We start from the raw sequence: 18,495 nt of genomic DNA on the forward strand, positions 1-18,495 counted from the left end.
GCGTCGTTAAAAATTGACTTAGAATACTCATTTACAACTTGTAAACTCCGTTTCTGCGTCAATTTTTGCCTAGCCTGGCCTTTGCTAGAGCTTCCCTCTGGTTTGGCAGGTATAGGATGCAAACAAGAACGCCGCCCCGAGGGGCGGCGTTCTTGTTTGAGCCTTGGCTCATCGGGCTCCGCGAGCGGAGCCCGAAGGACGATCAGTCCTGACCCATCTGCTGCTTGATCAGGTCGCCGATGGTGGTCGGGCCACCGGTCTCGACTTCCTGCTCGCGCAGTTTCTTCAGGTTCTGACGGGTGTCGTCCTGCTCCTTGGCCTTGATCGACAGGTTGATCGCGCGGTTCTTGCGATCGACGCTGACGATGCGGGCTTCGACGGTGTCGCCTTCGTTCAGCACGTTGCGCGCGTCTTCGACGCGGTCGGCGCTGATCTCGGAAGCCTTGAGCACGGCAACGACGTCAGTGGCCAGCTCGATGTGAGCTTCCTTGGCATCGACCTCGACCACACGGCCGGAGACGATGGAGCCCTTGTCGTTGACGGCCAGGTACTCGGCCACCGGGTCGGAGTCGAGCTGCTTGATGCCAAGCGAAATGCGCTCACGCTCCGGATCGATGGAGAGGATGACGGCTTCGGCTTCGTCGCCCTTCTTGAAGCGGCGCACGGCTTCTTCGCCAGTCTCGGACCAGGAGAGGTCGGAGAGGTGAACCAGACCGTCGATGCCACCTTCCAGACCGATGAAGATACCGAAGTCGGTGATCGACTTGATGGTACCGGACACGCGGTCGCCCTTGTTGTACTGGGCATTGAAGGTTTCCCACGGGTTCGGAGTGCACTGCTTGATACCCAGGGAGATACGACGACGCTCTTCGTCGATGTCGAGGATCATGACATCCACTTCGTCGCCGATGTTGACGACCTTGGACGGGTGGATGTTCTTGTTGGTCCAGTCCATTTCGGAGACGTGAACCAGGCCTTCGACACCCTCTTCCAGCTCGGCGAAGCAGCCGTAGTCGGTGAGGTTGGTGACGCGGGCCGGAACCACGGTACCCTCGGGGTAGCGGTCCTTGATGTTGACCCACGGATCTTCGCCCAGCTGCTTCAGACCCAGGGAGACGCGGTTGCGCTCGCGGTCGAACTTCAGCACCTTGACGTTGATCTCGTCGCCCACGGCCACGATCTCGCTCGGATGCTTGATGCGCTTCCAAGCCATGTCGGTGATGTGCAGCAGGCCATCGACGCCGCCCAGGTCGACGAAGGCGCCGTAGTCGGTGAGGTTCTTGACGATACCGACGATCTGCTGGCCTTCCTGCAGGGTGGCGAGCAGGGCTTCACGCTCGGCGCTGTTCTCGGCTTCGAGCACGGCGCGGCGGGAAACGACCACGTTGTTGCGCTTCGGGTCGAGCTTGATGACCTTGAAGTCGAGCTCCTTGTGCTCGAGATGCGTGGTGTCGCGCACCGGACGCACGTCGACCAGGGAACCCGGGAGGAATGCACGGATGGAGTCGATGTCGACGGTGAAGCCGCCCTTGACCTTGCCGTTGATCACACCCTTGACGATCTCTTCCTTCTCGAAGGCGGCTTCCAGCACCTTCCAGGCTTCGGCACGCTTGGCCTTCTCGCGAGACAGGCGGGTCTCGCCGAAACCGTCTTCGACGGCTTCCAGGGCAACACTGACTTCGTCGCCAACGGCGATGGTCAGCTCGCCGTTGTCGTCGCGGAACTGCGCCGCGGGAATCTGTCCTTCGGACTTCAGGCCGGCATTGACAGTGACCCAGTCACCTTCGATGTCGACGACGGTAGCCGTGACGATGGCGCCCGGCTCCATGTTGATGTCCTGCAGTGACTGTTCAAACAGTTCAGCAAAGCTTTCGCTCATGATTTTCCTACGTGATCAACGGTGTTGAGGCGTTGCCGCCTTCTCCGCACCACCAGCGAGTGCGGGCCTTATTTACCAAACCCCCGGGATGTTAGCGCTGGTTGGACCTAGCCGGGCTTGCAAGTAATGGAGTTGCCCGACCATGCCATGACATCCGTTCGAGGGCGCCGCAAGGGAGATCAAGTTCCGGGGACGAGGCCGCGCTCGGCCAGCCACTCCGTCAACCGTTCCACCACTTCCGGTATACTCAGGCTCGTGGTGTCAAGCGTGATGGCGTCATCGGCCGGCTTGAGCGGAGCCACGCTGCGCTGCATGTCACGTGCATCGCGCGCCTGAATTTCCTTCAAAAGACTCGATAGATTAGCATTTACCCCCGCCTCCTGCAACTGAAGGTGGCGCCTGCGCGCGCGCTCCTCGGGGCTTGCAGTGAGGAATACTTTCAGCTCGGCATCGGGGAAAACCACGGTGCCCATGTCGCGCCCATCGGCCACCAGACCGGGGGCCTGGCGGAAGTCCCGCTGGCGCTGCAGCAGCGCCTGGCGCACGCCGTTCAGCGCCGCCACCTGGGAGGCGGCATCGCCCACCTGCTCGGTGCGGATCTCGCGGCTGACGTCGTCGCCTTCGAGCAGCACGCGGGTGCTCTCTTCTTCGGCCAGGAACACCACGTCGAGCCCGGCGGCGAGCCGCTCGAGTGCCGCTTCGTCGTCGAGCGCCACCTGGTGGCGCATGGCCGCCAGCGCCGTGAGGCGGTAGAGGGCGCCGCTGTCGAGCAGGTGCCAGCCCAGGCGCTCGGCGACCAGGCGGCTGATGGTGCCCTTGCCGGCACCACCGGGTCCGTCGAGGGTCAGCACCTTGGCCGTGTCACTCATGCGCGCTCCTCTTGCTCTTCGCTGACTCGGAGCCCCACGACCCTGGCAAGTTCCGTGAAGCCGGGGAACGAGGTGGCGACGTTGGCGCAGTCGTCGATGACGATCTCCTCGCCGGCACGCAGGGAAGCCACCACGAAGGACATCGCGATGCGATGGTCGCCCAGGCTGTCGATGCGCCCGCCGCCGTAGGCGACTTCGCGATCGCCAGCGCCGACGATGTCGATGCCGTCTTCCAGCACGGTGTGCTCGACGCCCAGTGTCGCCAGGCCGTCGGCCATGGCCTGGATGCGGTCGGACTCCTTGACCCGCAGCTCTTCGGCGCCGCGCAGCCGGGTGGTACCGGTGGCACAGGCGGCGGCAACGAACAGCGCCGGGAACTCGTCGATGGCAAGCGGCACCTGGTCGACGGGAATATCGATCCCCTTGAGCGGCGCATAGCGGATATGCAGGTCGGCCACCGGCTCGCCGCCCACCTCGCGCTCGTTGATGAGGTGAAGGTCGGCCCCCATCAGCTTGAGGATGTTGATCACGCCGATGCGCGTGGGGTTGATGCCCACGTGCTCGAGAATCAGGTTGGAACCCGGCGTAATGGCGGCGGCCACCAGGAAGAAGGTCGCCGAGGAAATGTCGGAGGGTACGTCGATCGGCGCGGCGGTGAGCTTGCCGCCGCCGGTAAGCCAGCAGGTATCGCCTTCGCGACCGACGTTATAGCCGAAGCCGGCCAGCATGCGCTCGGTGTGGTCGCGGGTGGGCGCCGGTTCACGCACGCGGGTTTCGCCTTCGGCATAGAGCCCGGCGAGCAGCAGGCACGATTTCACCTGAGCACTGGCCATGGGCATGTCGTAGGTGATGCCCTTGAGCTTTTGGCCGCCGTGGATCTTCAGCGGCGGGCGTCCGCCCTCGGCGGTGTCGATCACCGCCCCCATCAGCCGCAGCGGATCGGCCACGCGCCCCATGGGGCGCTTGGTCAGCGAGGCATCGCCGATCAGCTCGGTATCGAAGGCTTGCCCGGCCAGCAGGCCGGCGAACAGACGCATGGCGGTGCCGGCGTTGCCCACATAGAGCGGACCGGAAGGCGCCTTGAGGCCGTGCATGCCGACCCCGTGCACGGTAACGCGACCCTGGTGCGGACCTTCAATGGCCACGCCCATTTCGCGGAACGCCTGCAGCGTGGCCAGGCTGTCCTCGCCCTCCAGGAAACCCTTCACTTCGGTCACGCCTTCGGCCAGCGCGCCGAGCATGATCGAGCGGTGGGAGATCGACTTGTCGCCCGGCACGCGAATGCGTCCGGCCACGCGGCCACCGGGCGCGGCCCGGAAGGTGAGTCTGCCTTGTTCTTGCATCTGGTATTCCGCCTGATAACTGGTCTGGTTCAGGAGAGAGTCGAAATAGTGACGTGCGTGGCTGGCACGGTCGAAAACGGCAAGCATAGCATCGCCGTCGCCCGCTTCCACCGCCCGGCGCAGCCGCCCAAGCCCGGCTTCGAAGTCGTCGAGGGAGGCCAGCACGGCGTCGCGGTTGGCGGTGAAGATGTCGCGCCACATCACCGGGTCGCTGCCGGCGATACGGGTAAAGTCGCGAAAGCCACCGGCGGCGTAGCGGAAAATCTCCAGCCGCTCGTCCTGCCGTGCCAGGGTGTCCACCAGGGAGAAGGCCAGCAGGTGCGGCAGGTGGCTGGTGCGCGCCAGCACCTGGTCGTGGCGCTCCACGTCCATCTCCAGCACTTCGGCGCCGCAGGCACGCCACAGCGCCTGCACCCGGGCCACGGCGGCAGGCGCGGTCTCGGGGCCGGGGGTGAGAATCACCTTGTGGTTGACGTAGAGCTGGGGGTTCGAGGCCGCCACACCGCTCTTCTCGGAGCCGGCGATGGGATGACCGAGTACCAGGCCCGCCGGCAACCGGCCAAAGGCTACCAGGGCACAGTCGCGCACGGCGGCCTTGGTGCTGCCGACATCGGTAATGACGACGCGCGGGGCTTCGCCTTCCACCGCCTCGATGGGCAGCGCGGCGGCGAACTCCGTCATCACGCTGCGCATGGCCAGTACCGGCACCGCCAGCACGATCAGCGTGGCGCCTTCCACCAGCGGCGCGAGCCGCGTATCGCCATGGTCGATCAGGCCCATCTCGATGCCGCGCTCGATCTCGCCGGGGTCCGGGTCGCAGGCAACGATTTCAACCGGCCCAAAGCCGCCGGTGGGGGTTCCTTTATAACCGGCAGCACGCAGGGCAGCGGCCAGGGAGCCGCCGATCAGCCCCAGGCCGACGATCAGGATTCGCGCTTCGTTCGGCGTCACGATTGCGTTGCCACGTTCCACCACGCTTACAGCACGCCTACGGGATAGGAGCCGAGCACCTTGAGCTCGGAGGCGCGCAGGCGCACCTCCTCGAGCACGGCGGCTACGCGAGGCTCATCCACGTGTCCCTTGAAGTCGATGAAGAACACGTAGTTCCACACGCCGGTGCGTGAGGGACGCGTCTCCAGGCGGGTCAGGTCGATCTGGTGGCGATGGAACGGCTCGAGCAGGTCGTGCAGCGCACCGGGCTGGTTGCGCATGGCCACCACGATGGAGGTCTTGTCCTCGCCTGACATGGGCACGTGCTGGCTGCCGATGATCAGGAAGCGCGTGGAGTTGTCGGGACGATCCTCGATCTTTTCGGCGATCTTCTCGAGACCGTAGAGCTTGGCCGCCATGTCGCCGGCAATCGCCGCGCTATGCCACTCGCCCTTGATCATCTTGGCCGCTTCGGCATTGGACGATACCGGCACCCGTTCGGCACGGGGGTAGTGGGCATCGAGCCACTTGCGGCACTGCGCCAGAGACTGCGGGTGGGAGTAGATGCGCGAGACCTTGTCGCGCAGCGTGGTGTCGGCCACCAGCAGATGATGGTGAATGCGCAGCACCACCTCGCCGCAGATGTGGATCGAGGAGTCCATGAAGGAGTCCAGGGTATGGCTCACTACGCCTTCGGTGGAGTTCTCCACCGGCACCACGCCGTAGTTGACGGCGCCGGCCTCCACTTCGCGGAAGACTTCATCGATGGCCGCCATGGGCATGCTCACCGCGCTGGCGCCGAAGTGCTTGAGGGCGGCCTGCTGGGTGAAAGTCCCCTCCGGCCCCAGGTAGGCCACCTTGGTGGGCTGCTCCAACGCCAGGCAGGCGGACATGATCTCGCGGAACAGCCGGGCCATCTCTTCGCTGTTGAGCGGGCCTGGGTTGAGTTCCATGATCCGTCGCAGCACCTGCGCTTCGCGCTCGGGGCGATAGAAGACGGCGCCCGGGTCGCTGGCGGTCTTGACCTCGGCGACCTGCTTGGCGCACTCGGCGCGGGCGCTGATCAGGCGCAGGATCTCGCTGTCCAGCTCATCGATACGCTGGCGCAGCGAGTCGAGATTGATAGGGGTATCGGTCATGGCTTATCCCCTGCGTTTCTCGAAGTCGGCCATGAAGTCGATGAGAGCATCGACGGCCGCCTCGGGTACGGCGTTGTAGAGGCTCGCCCGCATGCCACCGACGCTGCGATGCCCCTTGAGGTTGAGCAGCCCAGCCTCTTCGGCTTCGGCCAGGAACGGCTTGTCGAGACGCTCATCGGCGAGCACGAAGGGTACGTTCATGCGCGAGCGGTTACGCGGCGCGATGGGTTGGAATAGAAACCGCTGGCATCGATGGCGGCGTAGAGCTTGGCCGCCTTGCGCGCGTTGATGGCCGCCATGGCGTCGAGCCCACCGATGTCGTGCTTGAGCCACTGGAACACCAACCCCGCCAGGTACCAGGCGTAGGTGGGCGGGGTGTTGACCATGGATCCCGCCTCGGCCACGGCCTTGTAGTCGAACAGGCTGGGGATGCGCTCGCAGCGGCGGTCGAGCAGGTCGTCGCGCACCAGCACCAGGGTCAGGCCCGCCGGGCCGATGTTCTTCTGGGCACCTGCATAGATCACGCCGAAGCGAGAGACATCCAGCGGCTCGGCCAGAATGCTCGAGGAGTAGTCGCACACCAGCGGCACGCCGACGTCGGGGATATAGTCGAACTCCAGCCCGCCGATGGTCTCGTTGGCGGTGTAGTGCAGGTAGGCGGCATCGGCGGAGAGTGCGATATCCGCCTGGGTCGGCACTTGCGTATGGCCGCTGGACTCGCTGCTGCCTGCGGTATGCACCGCGAATCCCAGTTGCTTCGCTTCCGCCAGCGCCTTCTTGCCCCAGATCCCGGTATACAGGAAGTTGGCCGTACCGCCCTGTCCCAGCAGGTTCATCGGCACCATGGAGAACTGCAGGCTGGCGCCGCCCTGCAGGAACAGCACCTTGTAGTTCTCGGGCACGGCGAGCAGCTCGCGCAGGTCGGCCTCGGCCTGCTCGGCGATGGCGATGAACTCCGACGAGCGGTGGCTCATCTCCATCACCGAAAGCCCACGGCCATGGTAATCGAGCAGCTCTTCCGCGCGCGCTCGAGCACCGGGGTGGGCAGCGCCGCGGGACCGGCGCAGAAGTTATAGTGGCGTGTCATCAGCGTGGTGTTCCGTTCTACTCATGTCGTGGCCAGGCGAGATGAGCGCCGGGGGCAAGCCGTAGCGAGGGTCTTTTGCCATGGATGGCAAGAGTAGCTCCCAGGGATGGGTTTACAGCGCCCTCGCGAGGCTTGTCGCCGGAACAGCTCATCGCTTTCCGGTATTGCAAACGCTTTATTCGTCGTTCTGGCTTTCGTTTACACCGTCTTCCGCGTCCGGCCCGCTCTGCCGCTCGGCTTTCGGCGCATCTTCCGACGCGTTCTCGACACCATTCTCAGGCTCGATCTCCGCCTCAGTCTCACTTTCCGCTTCAGGCTCGTCGATGCGCACGGTCTTGACCAGCTTCTCGTCGTTGCCCAGGCGGATCAGCATCACACCCTGCGTATTGCGCGAGGTGATCGAGACCTCGTCGACGCGGGTACGCACCAGGGTGCCCCGGTCGGTGATCAGCATCATCTCGTCGGCGGAGTAGACCTGCATGGCCGCCACCAGAGAGCCGTTGCGCTCGCTGGTCTGCATGGCGATGACACCCTGGCCGCCGCGACCGCGCAGCGGGAACTCCTCGAGCCGGGTACGCTTGCCGTAGCCGTTCTCGGAGGCAGTGAGAATGTAGATCTGGCCGCCGTTGCCATTCTCCAGCGCAGCACCCTCTTCGCCTTCCGTCTCGCTGTCGGCGTCGGCATCGATCTGCTGGCTCTGGGGAATGATGAGGCTGATTACCTCGGCATCGCCCAGCAGTTTCATGCCGCGTACGCCGCGGGCAGTACGGCCCATGGCGCGCACGTTGCTCTCCTCGAAGCGGATCGCCTTGCCATTGGACGACAGCATCATGACATGGTCGTTGCCGGAAGTGATGGCGGCCCCCACCAGGCGGTCGCCCTCTTCGATGTCGATGGCGATCAGGCCGACGCTGCGCGGACGCGAGAACTGGTCGAGGCTGGTACGCTTGACCGTGCCCTTGGCGGTGGCGAAGAAGATGTAGCAGTCGGGGCTGTAGTCCTTCACCGGCATGATGGCGTTGATCGACTCGCCCTCGTCCAGCGGCAACAGATTGACCAGCGGCTTGCCACGCGAGCCGCGGCTGGCCGCCGGCATCTCGTAGACCTTGAGCCAGTAGACCTTGCCCTTGTTGGAGAACAGCAGCACGGTGTCGTGGGTGGAAGCCACCAGCAGGTGCTCGATGACGTCCTCGTCCTTCATGCTGGTCGCCGACTTGCCGCGACCGCCGCGACGCTGGGCCTGGTAGTCGGAGAGCGGCTGGGTCTTGGCGTAACCGGTGCGCGACACCGTGACCACCATGTCCTCCTCGGCAATCAGGTCCTCGATGGAAAGGTCGAGGTGGCTGGCCTGGATCTCGGTGCGGCGCGGGTCACCGAACTGGTCGCGCACGGCGAGGAGTTCTTCGCGGATCACTTCGAGCAGACGCTCGCTGGAAGCGAGAATGGCCATCAGCTCGGCGATCTTCTCCAGGATGCCGAGGTACTCGTCGAGCAGCTTCTCGGTCTCGAGGCCGGTCAGGCGGTGCAGGCGCAGCTCGAGGATGGCCTGGGCCTGGGCCGGCGAGAGACGATATTCGGTGCCGGTGGGGTTGAGGCCGAAGCCCTCTTCCAGATCCTCGGGCTTGCACGAGGTAGCGCCGGCACGCTCCAGCATGGCGGTGACCTGACCCGGCGGCCACACCTTGTCGAGCAGCTTTTCTTTAGCCTCGGCGGCGCTCGGCGAGGCCTTGATCAGTTCGATCACCTCGTCGATGTTGGAGATGGCCACGGCCAGGCCTTCGAGGATATGGCCGCGCTCGCGAGCCTTCTTCAACTCGTACAGGGTGCGCCGGGTGACCACTTCGCGGCGGTGGCGAATGAAGGCCTCGAGCACTTCCTTGAGGTTGAGGATCTTGGGCTGGCCGTCCTCGATGGCGACCATGTTGATGCCGAAGACGTTCTGCAGCTGGGTCTGGGCGAAGAGGTTGTTGACCACTACCTCGCCGGATTCGCCGCGCTTGACCTCGATCACCACGCGCAGACCGTCCTTGTCGGACTCGTCGCGCAGTTCGGCGATGCCTTCGATCTTCTTTTCCTTGACCAGCTCGGCGATCTTCTCGATCAGCCGCGCCTTGTTCACCTGGTACGGCAGCTCGGTGACGATGATGTGGTCGCGGCCGGTCTTGTCGTCATGCTCGATGGTGTGGCGGGCACGTACGTAGATGCGCCCGCGGCCGGTACGGTAGGCCTCGAGGATGCCGGCACGGCCGTTGATGATACCTGCCGTCGGGAAGTCGGGGCCGGAGATGTACTCCATCAGATCGTCGACGGTGAGGGTATAGTCGTCGATCAGCGCCAGGCAGCCATCGATCACCTCACCCATGTTGTGCGGCGGGATGTTGGTGGCCATGCCGACGGCGATGCCCGAGGAGCCATTGATCAGCAGGTTGGGCACCTTGGTCGGCAGCACGTCTGGAATGCGCTCGGTGCCGTCGTAGTTGTCGACCCAGTCGACAGTGTCCTTGTCGAGGTCGGCCAGCAGCTCGTGGGCGAGCCTGGCCATGCGCACCTCGGTGTAACGCATGGCCGCGGCGCTGTCGCCGTCGATGGAGCCGAAGTTGCCCTGGCCGTCGACCAGCACGTGGCGCATGGAGAAGTCCTGCGCCATGCGTACGATGGTGTCGTAGACCGCGCTGTCACCGTGTGGGTGGTACTTACCGATGACATCGCCCACGACACGGGCCGACTTCTTGTAGGGCTTGTTCCAGTCGTTGCCGAGTTCGTGCATGGCGAACAGCACGCGCCGGTGCACCGGCTTGAGCCCGTCGCGCACGTCCGGCAGCGCACGGCCGATGATCACGCTCATCGCGTAGTCGAGGTAGGACTGCTTCAGCTCGTCCTCGATGTTGACTGGCAGAATCTCTCTGGCGATGTCACCCATGGGTCGTCGAATCCTTTGCGCTACAACGATTTGGTGCGCTCTTCAAGCCAAGCCGTGGCCGAGGCGTGGCGCGCCATTACAGCCTGCCATCATACCACTCCGGACGGCACAAAGGCAGCTTGAGGTAATGCCATCCAGCAACCCCGCAGGGCTTTACGCATTCGCAACGGTAGCCATCCCGGCTCTGGTGGGCTAGGTTGTGTCGATGGACGCGTTTCCGCCCCAGCCGCCATGACCATGGTCCCGTGTAGAAGCCCAATGCAAAGACTCCTGCTAATTGCCCTTACCGCTCTGCTCGTCGGGTTGCCGATATCGGCCTCCCAGGCAGTCGAGGATGGCTTGCAGGGTCCCGCCAAGGCGCTGGCCGGACTCGCCCACCACGACGGCTCCCCGTCGTTGTCGTCGCTCGATGCGGATACCGATGAGATCGGTTCGGTATCGCTAGTCACTCTCGGCGCCCTGCCCCCGCGCGCCTCAGCGTTTCGCCCGGCGGCTCGGCGCTCGCCTGCCGTCAGGTCACGCTACCCCCCGTACGCGCTCCACCGCATTGCCTCTGAACGCCACGCCCCGAATCCTGGCTCGTATCGAGCCGTCATTTTCGGTCGCTGCGCATCCGTTGGATGACGGCGCCTTCAGAGGTTTGCCAAATGAAAACACTCCCTCTCTCCCGACTCGACACCGCCGACCATCTGGTTACCCCCCAAGCGTTCTCCGATATCGATGAACACTCCCCGGCGCTGAGCCTGATGACCGACTTCCGCCAGCATTGGCCCCATGCCGTCAGCGCCTCGGCTCCCGCCCTGGAGGTGGCCAGGCAGATGGTGGCGGAGGGCCTGAGCGGCAAGCTGGTGGTCGATCGCCAGCGCGAACTGGTCGGCGTGCTGACCTTGGAGCGGCTCTCGAGCAGAACATCCTGGTGGCCTTGCACCGTCTCGGTGTCGACCGCGACAGCCTCACTGCCAGCGACCTGATGCAGCCCCGGGCTGCCATGCCCGTCCTGGACTACGATGTCCTGGCGAGTGCTACCGTCGCCGACCTGGTGGTCACGCTCCGCGAGGCCGGCGAACCCTACTGCCTGGTGAGGGACGGCGAGCATCATATTCGCGGACTGATCTCCGTGAGCGAACTCTCCGAACGACTGCATCGTCGTCTCTCGCTCAAGCCCAAGGCCTCCATCATGGAGGTGCTGAAGGCCTGACCCCCGTATGACGATGGCGGCCGTTGGCCGCCATCGTTCTTCTCTCGGCACAAGCGGCTCTCGGCACAAGCCTTTCTCGACATTTAAACAATCGTTTGCTTGAAATAGATTTGAATGACTAGAATCCAGAACGCTTCCTTTTTGCCGCCACCCACACAAGCGAGTAAGGAGTACCGGATGGATCCTCGCATCTCCCGCACCACCCTGCGCGTACGCGGTTATCACCTCGACGGCTATGGCCACGTCAACAACACCCGCTACCTGGAGTTTCTCGAAGAAGGACGCTGGGCCTACTTCGACGAACACTCCGATCTGAGTGCCCCACTCCAGCAAGCCGGTATCGCTCTCGTCGCCGTCAACATCAACATCGACTACTGTGCCGCCGCCGTGGCTGGTGACGATCTCGAGATCCGCAGCCGCCTGTCTGCCATCGGCACCCGCAGCGGAAGATGACCCAGGAGATCCATCGCCTCGGCGACGATACCCTGATCAGCCGGGCCACCCTCACCTTCGTGTTGCTCGATATGCGCTCCAACCAACCCCAGCCATCGACGGGCCTCTACGCGACAAGCTCCTTTCCCTGGTGCTGGAGTAAGAGCAACTCAACGCCGGCCCTAAGCAAATCTTGGACCTATTCCCCCATACTCCCTGAGCCTCGAACGAGCGTTCGAGTGAATCATGGACCCACAACGCCACTGGCACCCCCGCTCGCCCTTCGCCATAATATGCGTCCTTTTGCTCAGGGAATTGCGCTATGTGGTTCAAGCACTTGCACCTTTACCGCCTGCACGAGGCAGCGGCGATTCCGGCCGCCGACCTGGAAGCGGCCCTGGCCGAGCAGGCGGCCCGCACTCCCGGCAGCCAGGAGGCCAGGCGCGTGGGCTGGTGCCCGCCCGCCGGTCGCGCCGGCACCGCGTTGCTGCACGAACTGCAAGGGCAGCGGCTGCTGACCATGCTGCGCCATGAGCGGCTGCTGCCAGCCGGCGTGGTGCGCGAGGAGGTAGAAGAGCGTAGCGCCGAGATCGAAGCCCGCGAGGGCCGCAAGCTGCGCCGCCAGGAAAAGCAGGAACTCAAGGAACAGGTCTACGAGGAACTGCTGCCGCGTGCCTTCATCCGCAGCCAGAAGGTCGACCTGTGGTGGGATACCCGGCGCAACCTGATCGCCGTGAACAGCAGCTCACGCAAGCGCGCCGAAGAAGCTCTCGACCTGTTGCGCGAGACGTTGGGCAGCCTGAAGGTGACGCCACTGGCCACCCAGACCCTGCCCATGCGCGCCATGACCCAGTGGCTTGCCGACGAGGGCTCGCGCCCGGCGAGCCTGCAGCTCGGCGACCAGGTCGAGCTCAAGGCCAAGGGCGACGACGGTGTGCTGCGCGCACGGCAGGTGGACCTGGACAGCGACGAAATCCAGCAGTTGCTTGCCGCCGGCAGGCAGGCCAGCCGCATGGGGGTCGAGATCGAAGGCCGCCTTGGCTATGTGCTGCACGACGACTTGACGCTGAAGTCCCTGCGGTTCAGTGACGCACTGATCGACGAAGCCGGCCAGACAGAGGACGATGGCGATGCCATCGTACGTCTCGAGGCCGACTTCATACTAATGGCCCAGGCGCTGGCCGAAGAGGTAGAAAGACTGATCGACTGGCTGGGTGGCGAGGCCAACCAGGCCACCACCCAGGCCACATGACCGAACCGGTAACCAAGAAAAACCGATGACCGATACCCTGACAGGCACGACTGCAACGGATCCCTGGGCCGACATCCGCCCCTACCGGGATGACGAGGTGGCCGCAGTACTGGCCAATCTGGCCAGCAACCGCGAACTGCTCGATGCCCTGACACGCTACCGTCTGCCGCGGCTGAGCAGAGCGCTGCCATGGCTGGCTCGCGCGCTGGCTTCCCATGTCATTCGCCGGGAGACTCGCGACGTCACCAGCGTGCGCGATTTCCAGATGCGCGTGGCCTATTACATGGCCCGCATGATCCGCACCTCGACCGACGACTTTCGCGTCGAAGGGCTGGAGAACCTGAGCCCGGACACCGCGTACCTCTTCATCGGCAATCATCGCGACATCTCGCTGGACCCGGCATTCGTCAACTATGCCCTGCATCAGGCGGGGCGCGATACGGTGCGCATCGCCATCGGCGACAACCTGTTGAAGAAGCCCTACGTGACCGACCTGATGCGGCTCAACAAGAGCTTCATCGTGCCGCGAGCGCTGCGCGGCAAGCGCGCCATGCTGGCCGCCTACCAGAACCTCTCGAGCTATATTCGTCACTCGATCACCGAGGACAATCATTCGATCTGGATGGCGCAGCGCGAAGGCCGTGCCAAGGATGGGATCGACCGCACCGATCCGGCCATCATCAAGATGCTGACCATGGCACGCCGCCAGGAAGAGCGTAACGCCCCGATCGGCGACGCCATTGCCGAGCTGCGCATGGTGCCGGTCTCGATCAGTTACGAGTACGATCCTGCGATCTGCAGAAGGCGCGCGAATTGCACGCCATTCACAGCCAGGGGCGCTACGAGAAGAGCGAATACGAAGACATCCAGTCCATCGTGGCCGGCATTACCGGCCACAAGGGGCGCGTGGAGCTACGCTTTGGAGAACCGCTGGGCACCGGTTTCGACACGCCGGAAGCCGTGGCCGCCGAGATCGACCGTCAGGTGATCGATGGCTACCACCTGTTCCCGACCCATTACCTGGCCCTGGAAGCCCTGGGCGATGCGCCGGAACTCCTGGACATGAGCGAGGTCAGCGATGTCGACCGGGCACGCTTCCAGGCACGCCTGAACGAAGTGCCCGCGGAGCTGCGCACCTGGTGGTTGGCGCAATATGCCAATCCGGTACGCAACAAGGCCGAGCGGCTCACTGACAGCGAGATTCCTTCAGCCAGATGAACGCGACATCACCGCCACCGATCCCAGACACTCTGAGTCGCGAGGCCCAGGCCCGCGAAGCGCATCGGGTTACGCTGATCGGTGCCGTCATCGATTGTCTGGTCGGTGTACTCAAGATCGTGACCGGCTGGCTGGTCGGCTCTGCGGCACTGATCGCGGATGGCATCCACTCCTTCTCCGATCTGGTGACGGACGGCTTCGTGCTGGCGGCAACCCATTTCGGCCGACAGGCACCGGACAGCGATCACCCCTACGGTCACGGCCGCATCGAGACGTTGGCCACGCTGTGGCTGGGCAGCGTGCTGATCTTCGTGGCCGGGGGCATTGCCTGGGCCAGCCTCTCCCGCCTGCTTACCGGCGATCCCATTCCCGCCCCGGCATCTGGGCCATCGGCGTGGCCGTGCTGTCCCTGGCCGCCAAGGAGTGGATTTTCCGCTACACGATGGTAGTGGCCAAGCGGATACGCTCGCGGCTGCTCGAGGCCAACGCGTGGCATTCACGCTCGGATGCGCTCTCCACCGGGGTAGTGCTGGTTGGCCTGATAGCCGCCCAGTTCGGCGCCGGCTGGGTCGATGCGCTTGCCGCCATCGTGGTGGGCATCATGGTCGGCCAGGTGGGCTGGAAACTATTGTGGGAGTCGGGCGCGAGCTGATCGACACCGCCCTACCCGAAGCCGATCAGCAGAAGATGAAGTCCGTCGCAGAATCGATACCCGGCGTCGATAGCGTGCACGACCTGCGCACCCGTTCGGTCGGCAGCCATGTCGTGCTCGACCTGCATATCGTAGTGGCACCGCGCTTGACGGTTTCCGAAGCGCACGAAATCGGCAATGCGGTAAGCCGTAAGCTGCGCGAGGCCTATCCTGAGCTGGCCGACGTGACCTTCCATATCGACCCCGAGGACGACTCGAACCAGATCGAACATAGCCTGCGCCCGGGGCTGCCGCTGCGCCAAGACGTGGAAGGCATGCTCGACGAAGCCTGGCAGGAATGCAGCGTCTGGCAGGACCGTGTCGCCCTCGACCTGCACTACTTGGCCGAGCAGATCGATATTTCCGTCTACGTTAGGCAGTTGCCGGCTGGCCAGACACTCGATACCGCCGCCAAGGAGCTACGCGACGCCTCGCACGAGCTGACTTGGGTGGGGCGGCTTAGGGTGTGGCAAGGGCCCGGCAAAGGTTAGACATCGCCCGAAAACTGGCTGCGCTTGGCCATACAGCGTTAAAAATCAGCTCAAAATACTCATTTACACTGCGTAAACTCCGTCTTCTCGCTGATTTTTGCCTTGTCTGGCCTTCGCTCGCCGAGTTTTCAGACGATGCCTTGGCTTATCGAAATCCGGCTGCGCTTGGTCACGCGGCATCCGTTGGATGTCCTACCTATCGTATGACCTTTCTCCTCCTCTATACTCGCCCCATGGCTTACATTCTTTAACACTCTTGCGGCGCATTAGATGACGCAACGCCCTGCCCCTCATGGCTGCAGCTCTATCTCCAGCCCCAGTCGTCGCCGCTTTCTGGCCGGCTTGGGCGGGCTGTTGCTGGCCGGGGGCTGGGGCTTTCACCGATGCCGCTCGAGGCGCGCATCGATCGCGCCAGGTTACGCAACAGCATGCAGCGCCTTTACGGCAGCTCTGGGCTCGCCATTCTCGAGGAGTGGTTCGCCCTGCTCGACCGGCTGCAGGGTGCAGACCTCGATACCCAGCTGCGAGAGGTCAACGACTTCTTCAACCGCCGCGTGCGCTGGGTCGATGACATCGACAACTGGGGCGCCGAGGATCACTGGGCCACACCCTTGGAGACCATGGGCCAGCGCCAGGGCGACTGCGAGGATTATTCGATCGCCAAGTATGTGACGCTCAAGGAACTGGGCGTGCCGGGCTCTCGGCTGCGCATGATCTACGTTCGTGCTCGCATCGGGCGCAGCCAGATCACCCAGGCCCACATGGTGCTGGGCTACTACGAGACACCTTCCGCCGTACCGCTGGTGCTCGACAATCTGGTGCCTTCCATTACGCCCGCTACCCAGCGTACCGATCTCGATCCCGTATTCAGCTTCAACAGCGCAGGCCTGTGGGCCGGTAGTTCCAGCCAGTCGCGGGCGGACCCGGTGGCCCGGCTGTCGCGCTGGCGAAGCGTGATCGAGCGCATGGAGCAGCAAGGATTCCTGTGATGATGGCGACAACCGGCAGGCGAACAACAATAGCGACACCATACGCGCAATCGGACGAGCAAGGACGTCCATTCCCAGGGGGAACGAAGACATGTCACTGATCAAGCAGCTCTGGTTGACCATTGCGGTTCTGCTGCTGCTGGCCTTCGTGGGCAGTCTGCTCATCGGGGTGACGAGCAGTCGTCACTACATCGAGCAGGAAGTACGCATCAAGAACAACGACAACGCCAATGCCCTGGCGCTCTCGATGAGCCAGATGGAGAAGGACCCCGTCATTCTCGAGCTGCTGCTGGCGGCCCAGTTCGATACCGGCCATTACCAGCATATCGCGCTTCGCGATCCCCAGGGTGAGCTCATCGAACAGCGTGTTGCCTCCGAACATATCGACGACGTGCCGGGGTGGTTCGTCGAACTGGTACGTTTCGACGTTCCTCCCGGCCGTGCGGTGGTGCAGGATGGCTGGCAGCAGTACGGCACCCTGGAGCTGGCCAGCCAGCATAGCTTTGCCTACCGCTCGCTGTGGCGCAGCAGCCTGGAACTGGCTGGCTGGTTTGCCGTTGCCGGCGTCATCAGCCTGCTGCTGGCGAGCTGGATCGTGAGCACCATTCGCCGTCCGTTGCGCAACGTGGTGAGCCAGGCCCAGGCCATTGGCCAGCGGCGTTTCACCATGGCAAGCGAGCCGCGCACCCGCGAACTGCGCGAAGTGGTACAAGCGATGAACCAGCTCTCGCAGGCGGTACGTCAGATGCTGGGTGAAGAGAGCGACAAGCTCGACCAGTTGCGCCGACGCATGCAGCACGATCCGGTGACCGACACGCTCACGCGCGCGCCCTTCCTCGATCAGTTGCAAGCGCACCTGAAGAGCGAGAAGGACGATGCCAGCGGCACCCTGGCGATGGTGCGCGTCGCCCGCCTGGCCGAACTCAACCAGCAGCTCGGCCACGCGGCAACCGATGCCCTGCTGGCCCAGTTGGCACGTCGACTCGAACAGCTCGCCGGCACTCATGGCCTGGGCACGGTGGGTCGCCTCAACGGCAGCGATTTCGCCGTCATCCTGCCGCGTCAGCACGATCACGATGCAATCGGCAGGACACTCAGGCAACATCTCGAAACTCTGAGTGGCGAACAAGCGGTTAGCGCTTCCCTGCCCTCCGCACTGTGCCAGTACAGCCAGGGCGAGAGCCGGGCCGAGCTGCTGGCCAGTCTGGATGGGGCACTGGCGGCGGCGGAAGCTCGCGGCGACAACGCTCAGGAAGTCGTCGATCTGCCCGCCAGCAGCGTGCTCTATACGCGCCACGACGAGTGGCGCCAGGCCTTGGACGATGCGCTTCAGCAGGGCATCTCCCTGGCTCATTATCCCGTGCTCGACAGCAAGGGGCGGCTGATCCATTTCGAGGTCCCGTCGCGCCTGCGCTTGAAAGGCGAATGGCGTCCGGCCGGGGTCTTCTTGCCCTGGATCTCACGCCTGGCGAAGGCACCGACCCTCGACCTGTCCGTCGTCTCGGCGGCGATAGCCGACGTCGAAACGAGTGGCAAGGCGGTGGCGGTCAATCTTTCCGCCGAATCACTCAACGATGGCCACTTCGTTGGCGAGCTGCTTTCTCGCGTGCGTACCCACCAGGCGATTGCGGACAAGCTGTGGTTCGAGCTGCCGCAATCCGCGGCCATGCAACAGCCACAGGCCCTGAAGACACTGTGCCACGCCCTGCTTGGCCTGGGCTGCCGGGTCGGCCTCGAACATGTCAGCACGCAGTTCGGCAAGATCGAGGGATTGCAGGACCTGGGGCTGAGCTTCATGAAGATCGATGGCGCGCTGAGCCAGGAAATCGAGAACCGCAGTGACCAGCAGAGCCTGCTACGTGGCATGGCGACGCTGGCTCATTCGCTGGGCATCACGGCCATTGCGGAGGGGGTGGAGAACCAGGAGGCCGCCGAGACCCTGTTCGAGCTGGGGCTGGATGGCGTAACCGGGCCCGGGATCCGGCATTCCGAAGACGGCGGGAGTGGAGAAAGCGGAGAATGAGTGCATGAGGCCGGCAACTGCCGGCCTCGTCATT

Annotated in this window: 14 protein-coding genes and 2 pseudogenes; 10 read left to right on the top strand and 6 right to left on the bottom strand. The window is 64.2% G+C overall.

Annotation, left to right across the window (positions count from 1 at the left end; genetic code table 11):
- Window positions 1-202 precede the first annotated feature (202 nt).
- From rpsA to gyrA, 6 genes and pseudogenes are all read right to left on the bottom strand, one after another.
- Entirely contained in the window at window positions 203-1,879 is a 1,677-nt protein-coding gene (rpsA, locus tag EKK97_RS13005; RefSeq protein ID WP_159552429.1) for a 30S ribosomal protein S1, read from the bottom strand.
- 179 nt (window positions 1,880-2,058) lie between these two features.
- The gene (gene cmk, locus EKK97_RS13010) at window positions 2,059-2,748 is read right to left on the bottom strand and encodes a (d)CMP kinase (RefSeq protein WP_159552431.1); all 690 of its coding nucleotides are present in this window, start codon (window positions 2,746-2,748) and stop codon (window positions 2,059-2,061) included.
- A complete protein-coding gene (locus tag EKK97_RS13015; RefSeq protein WP_159552433.1) occupies window positions 2,745-5,042 on the bottom strand; it encodes a bifunctional prephenate dehydrogenase/3-phosphoshikimate 1-carboxyvinyltransferase in 2,298 nt (765 codons plus the stop codon). The genes cmk and EKK97_RS13015 overlap by 4 nt, the downstream gene beginning before the upstream one ends.
- Before the next feature lie 26 nt (window positions 5,043-5,068).
- Complete coding sequence (gene pheA / locus EKK97_RS13020; RefSeq protein WP_159552435.1) at window positions 5,069-6,160, bottom strand: prephenate dehydratase; 1,092 nt, start codon at window positions 6,158-6,160, stop codon at window positions 5,069-5,071.
- A gap of 3 nt (window positions 6,161-6,163) precedes the next feature.
- A pseudogene (gene serC / locus EKK97_RS13025) lies at window positions 6,164-7,247 on the bottom strand (3-phosphoserine/phosphohydroxythreonine transaminase).
- Between the two features lie 175 nt (window positions 7,248-7,422).
- Window positions 7,423-10,167 carry a DNA gyrase subunit A gene (gene gyrA / locus EKK97_RS13030; RefSeq protein ID WP_159552437.1) on the bottom strand — a complete coding sequence of 915 codons (2,745 nt, stop codon included), beginning with the start codon at window positions 10,165-10,167 and terminating at the stop codon, window positions 7,423-7,425.
- A 647-nt stretch (window positions 10,168-10,814) separates the two neighbouring features.
- Between gyrA and EKK97_RS24720 the strand changes: the two genes are divergently transcribed.
- The 10 genes and pseudogenes from EKK97_RS24720 (at window position 10,815) to EKK97_RS13065 (ending at window position 18,461) form a co-directional block, all read left to right on the top strand.
- Entirely contained in the window at window positions 10,815-11,138 is a 324-nt protein-coding gene (locus tag EKK97_RS24720; RefSeq protein WP_236551214.1) for a CBS domain-containing protein, read from the top strand.
- 17 nt (window positions 11,139-11,155) lie between these two features.
- The gene (locus EKK97_RS24725) at window positions 11,156-11,365 is read left to right on the top strand and encodes a CBS domain-containing protein (protein WP_236551215.1); all 210 of its coding nucleotides are present in this window, start codon (window positions 11,156-11,158) and stop codon (window positions 11,363-11,365) included.
- A gap of 177 nt (window positions 11,366-11,542) precedes the next feature.
- Window positions 11,543-11,818, top strand: a complete 276-nt coding sequence (locus tag EKK97_RS13040) for an acyl-CoA thioesterase (protein WP_236551216.1) — start codon at window positions 11,543-11,545, stop codon at window positions 11,816-11,818.
- Between the two features lie 301 nt (window positions 11,819-12,119).
- Complete coding sequence (locus tag EKK97_RS13045) at window positions 12,120-13,049, top strand: recombination-associated protein RdgC (RefSeq protein WP_159552439.1); 930 nt, start codon at window positions 12,120-12,122, stop codon at window positions 13,047-13,049.
- Window positions 13,050-13,074: 25 nt separating this feature from the next.
- A pseudogene (locus tag EKK97_RS13050) lies at window positions 13,075-14,267 on the top strand (1-acyl-sn-glycerol-3-phosphate acyltransferase).
- Entirely contained in the window at window positions 14,264-14,716 is a 453-nt protein-coding gene (locus EKK97_RS26250) for a cation diffusion facilitator family transporter (protein ID WP_479688629.1), read from the top strand. Before EKK97_RS13050 ends, EKK97_RS26250 begins: the two are co-directional and overlap by 4 nt.
- Window positions 14,668-14,919 (top strand): cation diffusion facilitator family transporter, encoded by a 252-nt coding sequence (locus EKK97_RS26255; RefSeq protein ID WP_479688639.1) that lies wholly within the window; start codon window positions 14,668-14,670, stop codon window positions 14,917-14,919. The genes EKK97_RS26250 and EKK97_RS26255 overlap by 49 nt, the downstream gene beginning before the upstream one ends.
- Complete coding sequence (locus tag EKK97_RS26260; protein ID WP_479688630.1) at window positions 14,898-15,449, top strand: cation diffusion facilitator family transporter; 552 nt, start codon at window positions 14,898-14,900, stop codon at window positions 15,447-15,449. Before EKK97_RS26255 ends, EKK97_RS26260 begins: the two co-directional genes overlap by 22 nt.
- A gap of 383 nt (window positions 15,450-15,832) precedes the next feature.
- Window positions 15,833-16,438, top strand: a complete 606-nt coding sequence (locus EKK97_RS13060; protein WP_159552441.1) for a transglutaminase-like cysteine peptidase — start codon at window positions 15,833-15,835, stop codon at window positions 16,436-16,438.
- 91 nt (window positions 16,439-16,529) lie between these two features.
- Window positions 16,530-18,461: an EAL domain-containing protein gene (locus EKK97_RS13065; protein ID WP_159552443.1), complete on the top strand. Its 1,932-nt coding sequence runs from the start codon at window positions 16,530-16,532 to the stop codon at window positions 18,459-18,461.
- Window positions 18,462-18,495 lie beyond the last annotated feature (34 nt).

Origin of the sequence: Billgrantia tianxiuensis (assembly GCF_009834345.1) — a bacterium.
GTDB classification, from domain to species: domain Bacteria; phylum Pseudomonadota; class Gammaproteobacteria; order Pseudomonadales; family Halomonadaceae; genus Halomonas; species Halomonas tianxiuensis.

What these genes read in the sequence shown, in the direction of transcription:
- rpsA (WP_159552429.1), bottom strand. Translation starts at nt 1,879, where the DNA reads ATGAGCGAAAGCTTTGCTGAACTGTTTGAACAGTCACTGCAGGACATC.
- cmk (WP_159552431.1), bottom strand. Translation starts at nt 2,748, where the DNA reads ATGAGTGACACGGCCAAGGTGCTGACCCTCGACGGACCCGGTGGTGCC.
- pheA (WP_159552435.1), bottom strand. Translation starts at nt 6,160, where the DNA reads ATGACCGATACCCCTATCAATCTCGACTCGCTGCGCCAGCGTATCGAT.
- gyrA (WP_159552437.1), bottom strand. Translation starts at nt 10,167, where the DNA reads ATGGGTGACATCGCCAGAGAGATTCTGCCAGTCAACATCGAGGACGAG.
- EKK97_RS24720 (WP_236551214.1), top strand. Translation starts at nt 10,815, where the DNA reads ATGAAAACACTCCCTCTCTCCCGACTCGACACCGCCGACCATCTGGTT.
- EKK97_RS24725 (WP_236551215.1), top strand. Translation starts at nt 11,156, where the DNA reads ATGCCCGTCCTGGACTACGATGTCCTGGCGAGTGCTACCGTCGCCGAC.
- EKK97_RS13040 (WP_236551216.1), top strand. Translation starts at nt 11,543, where the DNA reads ATGGATCCTCGCATCTCCCGCACCACCCTGCGCGTACGCGGTTATCAC.
- EKK97_RS13045 (WP_159552439.1), top strand. Translation starts at nt 12,120, where the DNA reads ATGTGGTTCAAGCACTTGCACCTTTACCGCCTGCACGAGGCAGCGGCG.
- EKK97_RS26250 (WP_479688629.1), top strand. Translation starts at nt 14,264, where the DNA reads ATGAACGCGACATCACCGCCACCGATCCCAGACACTCTGAGTCGCGAG.
- EKK97_RS13060 (WP_159552441.1), top strand. Translation starts at nt 15,833, where the DNA reads ATGCCGCTCGAGGCGCGCATCGATCGCGCCAGGTTACGCAACAGCATG.
- EKK97_RS13065 (WP_159552443.1), top strand. Translation starts at nt 16,530, where the DNA reads ATGTCACTGATCAAGCAGCTCTGGTTGACCATTGCGGTTCTGCTGCTG.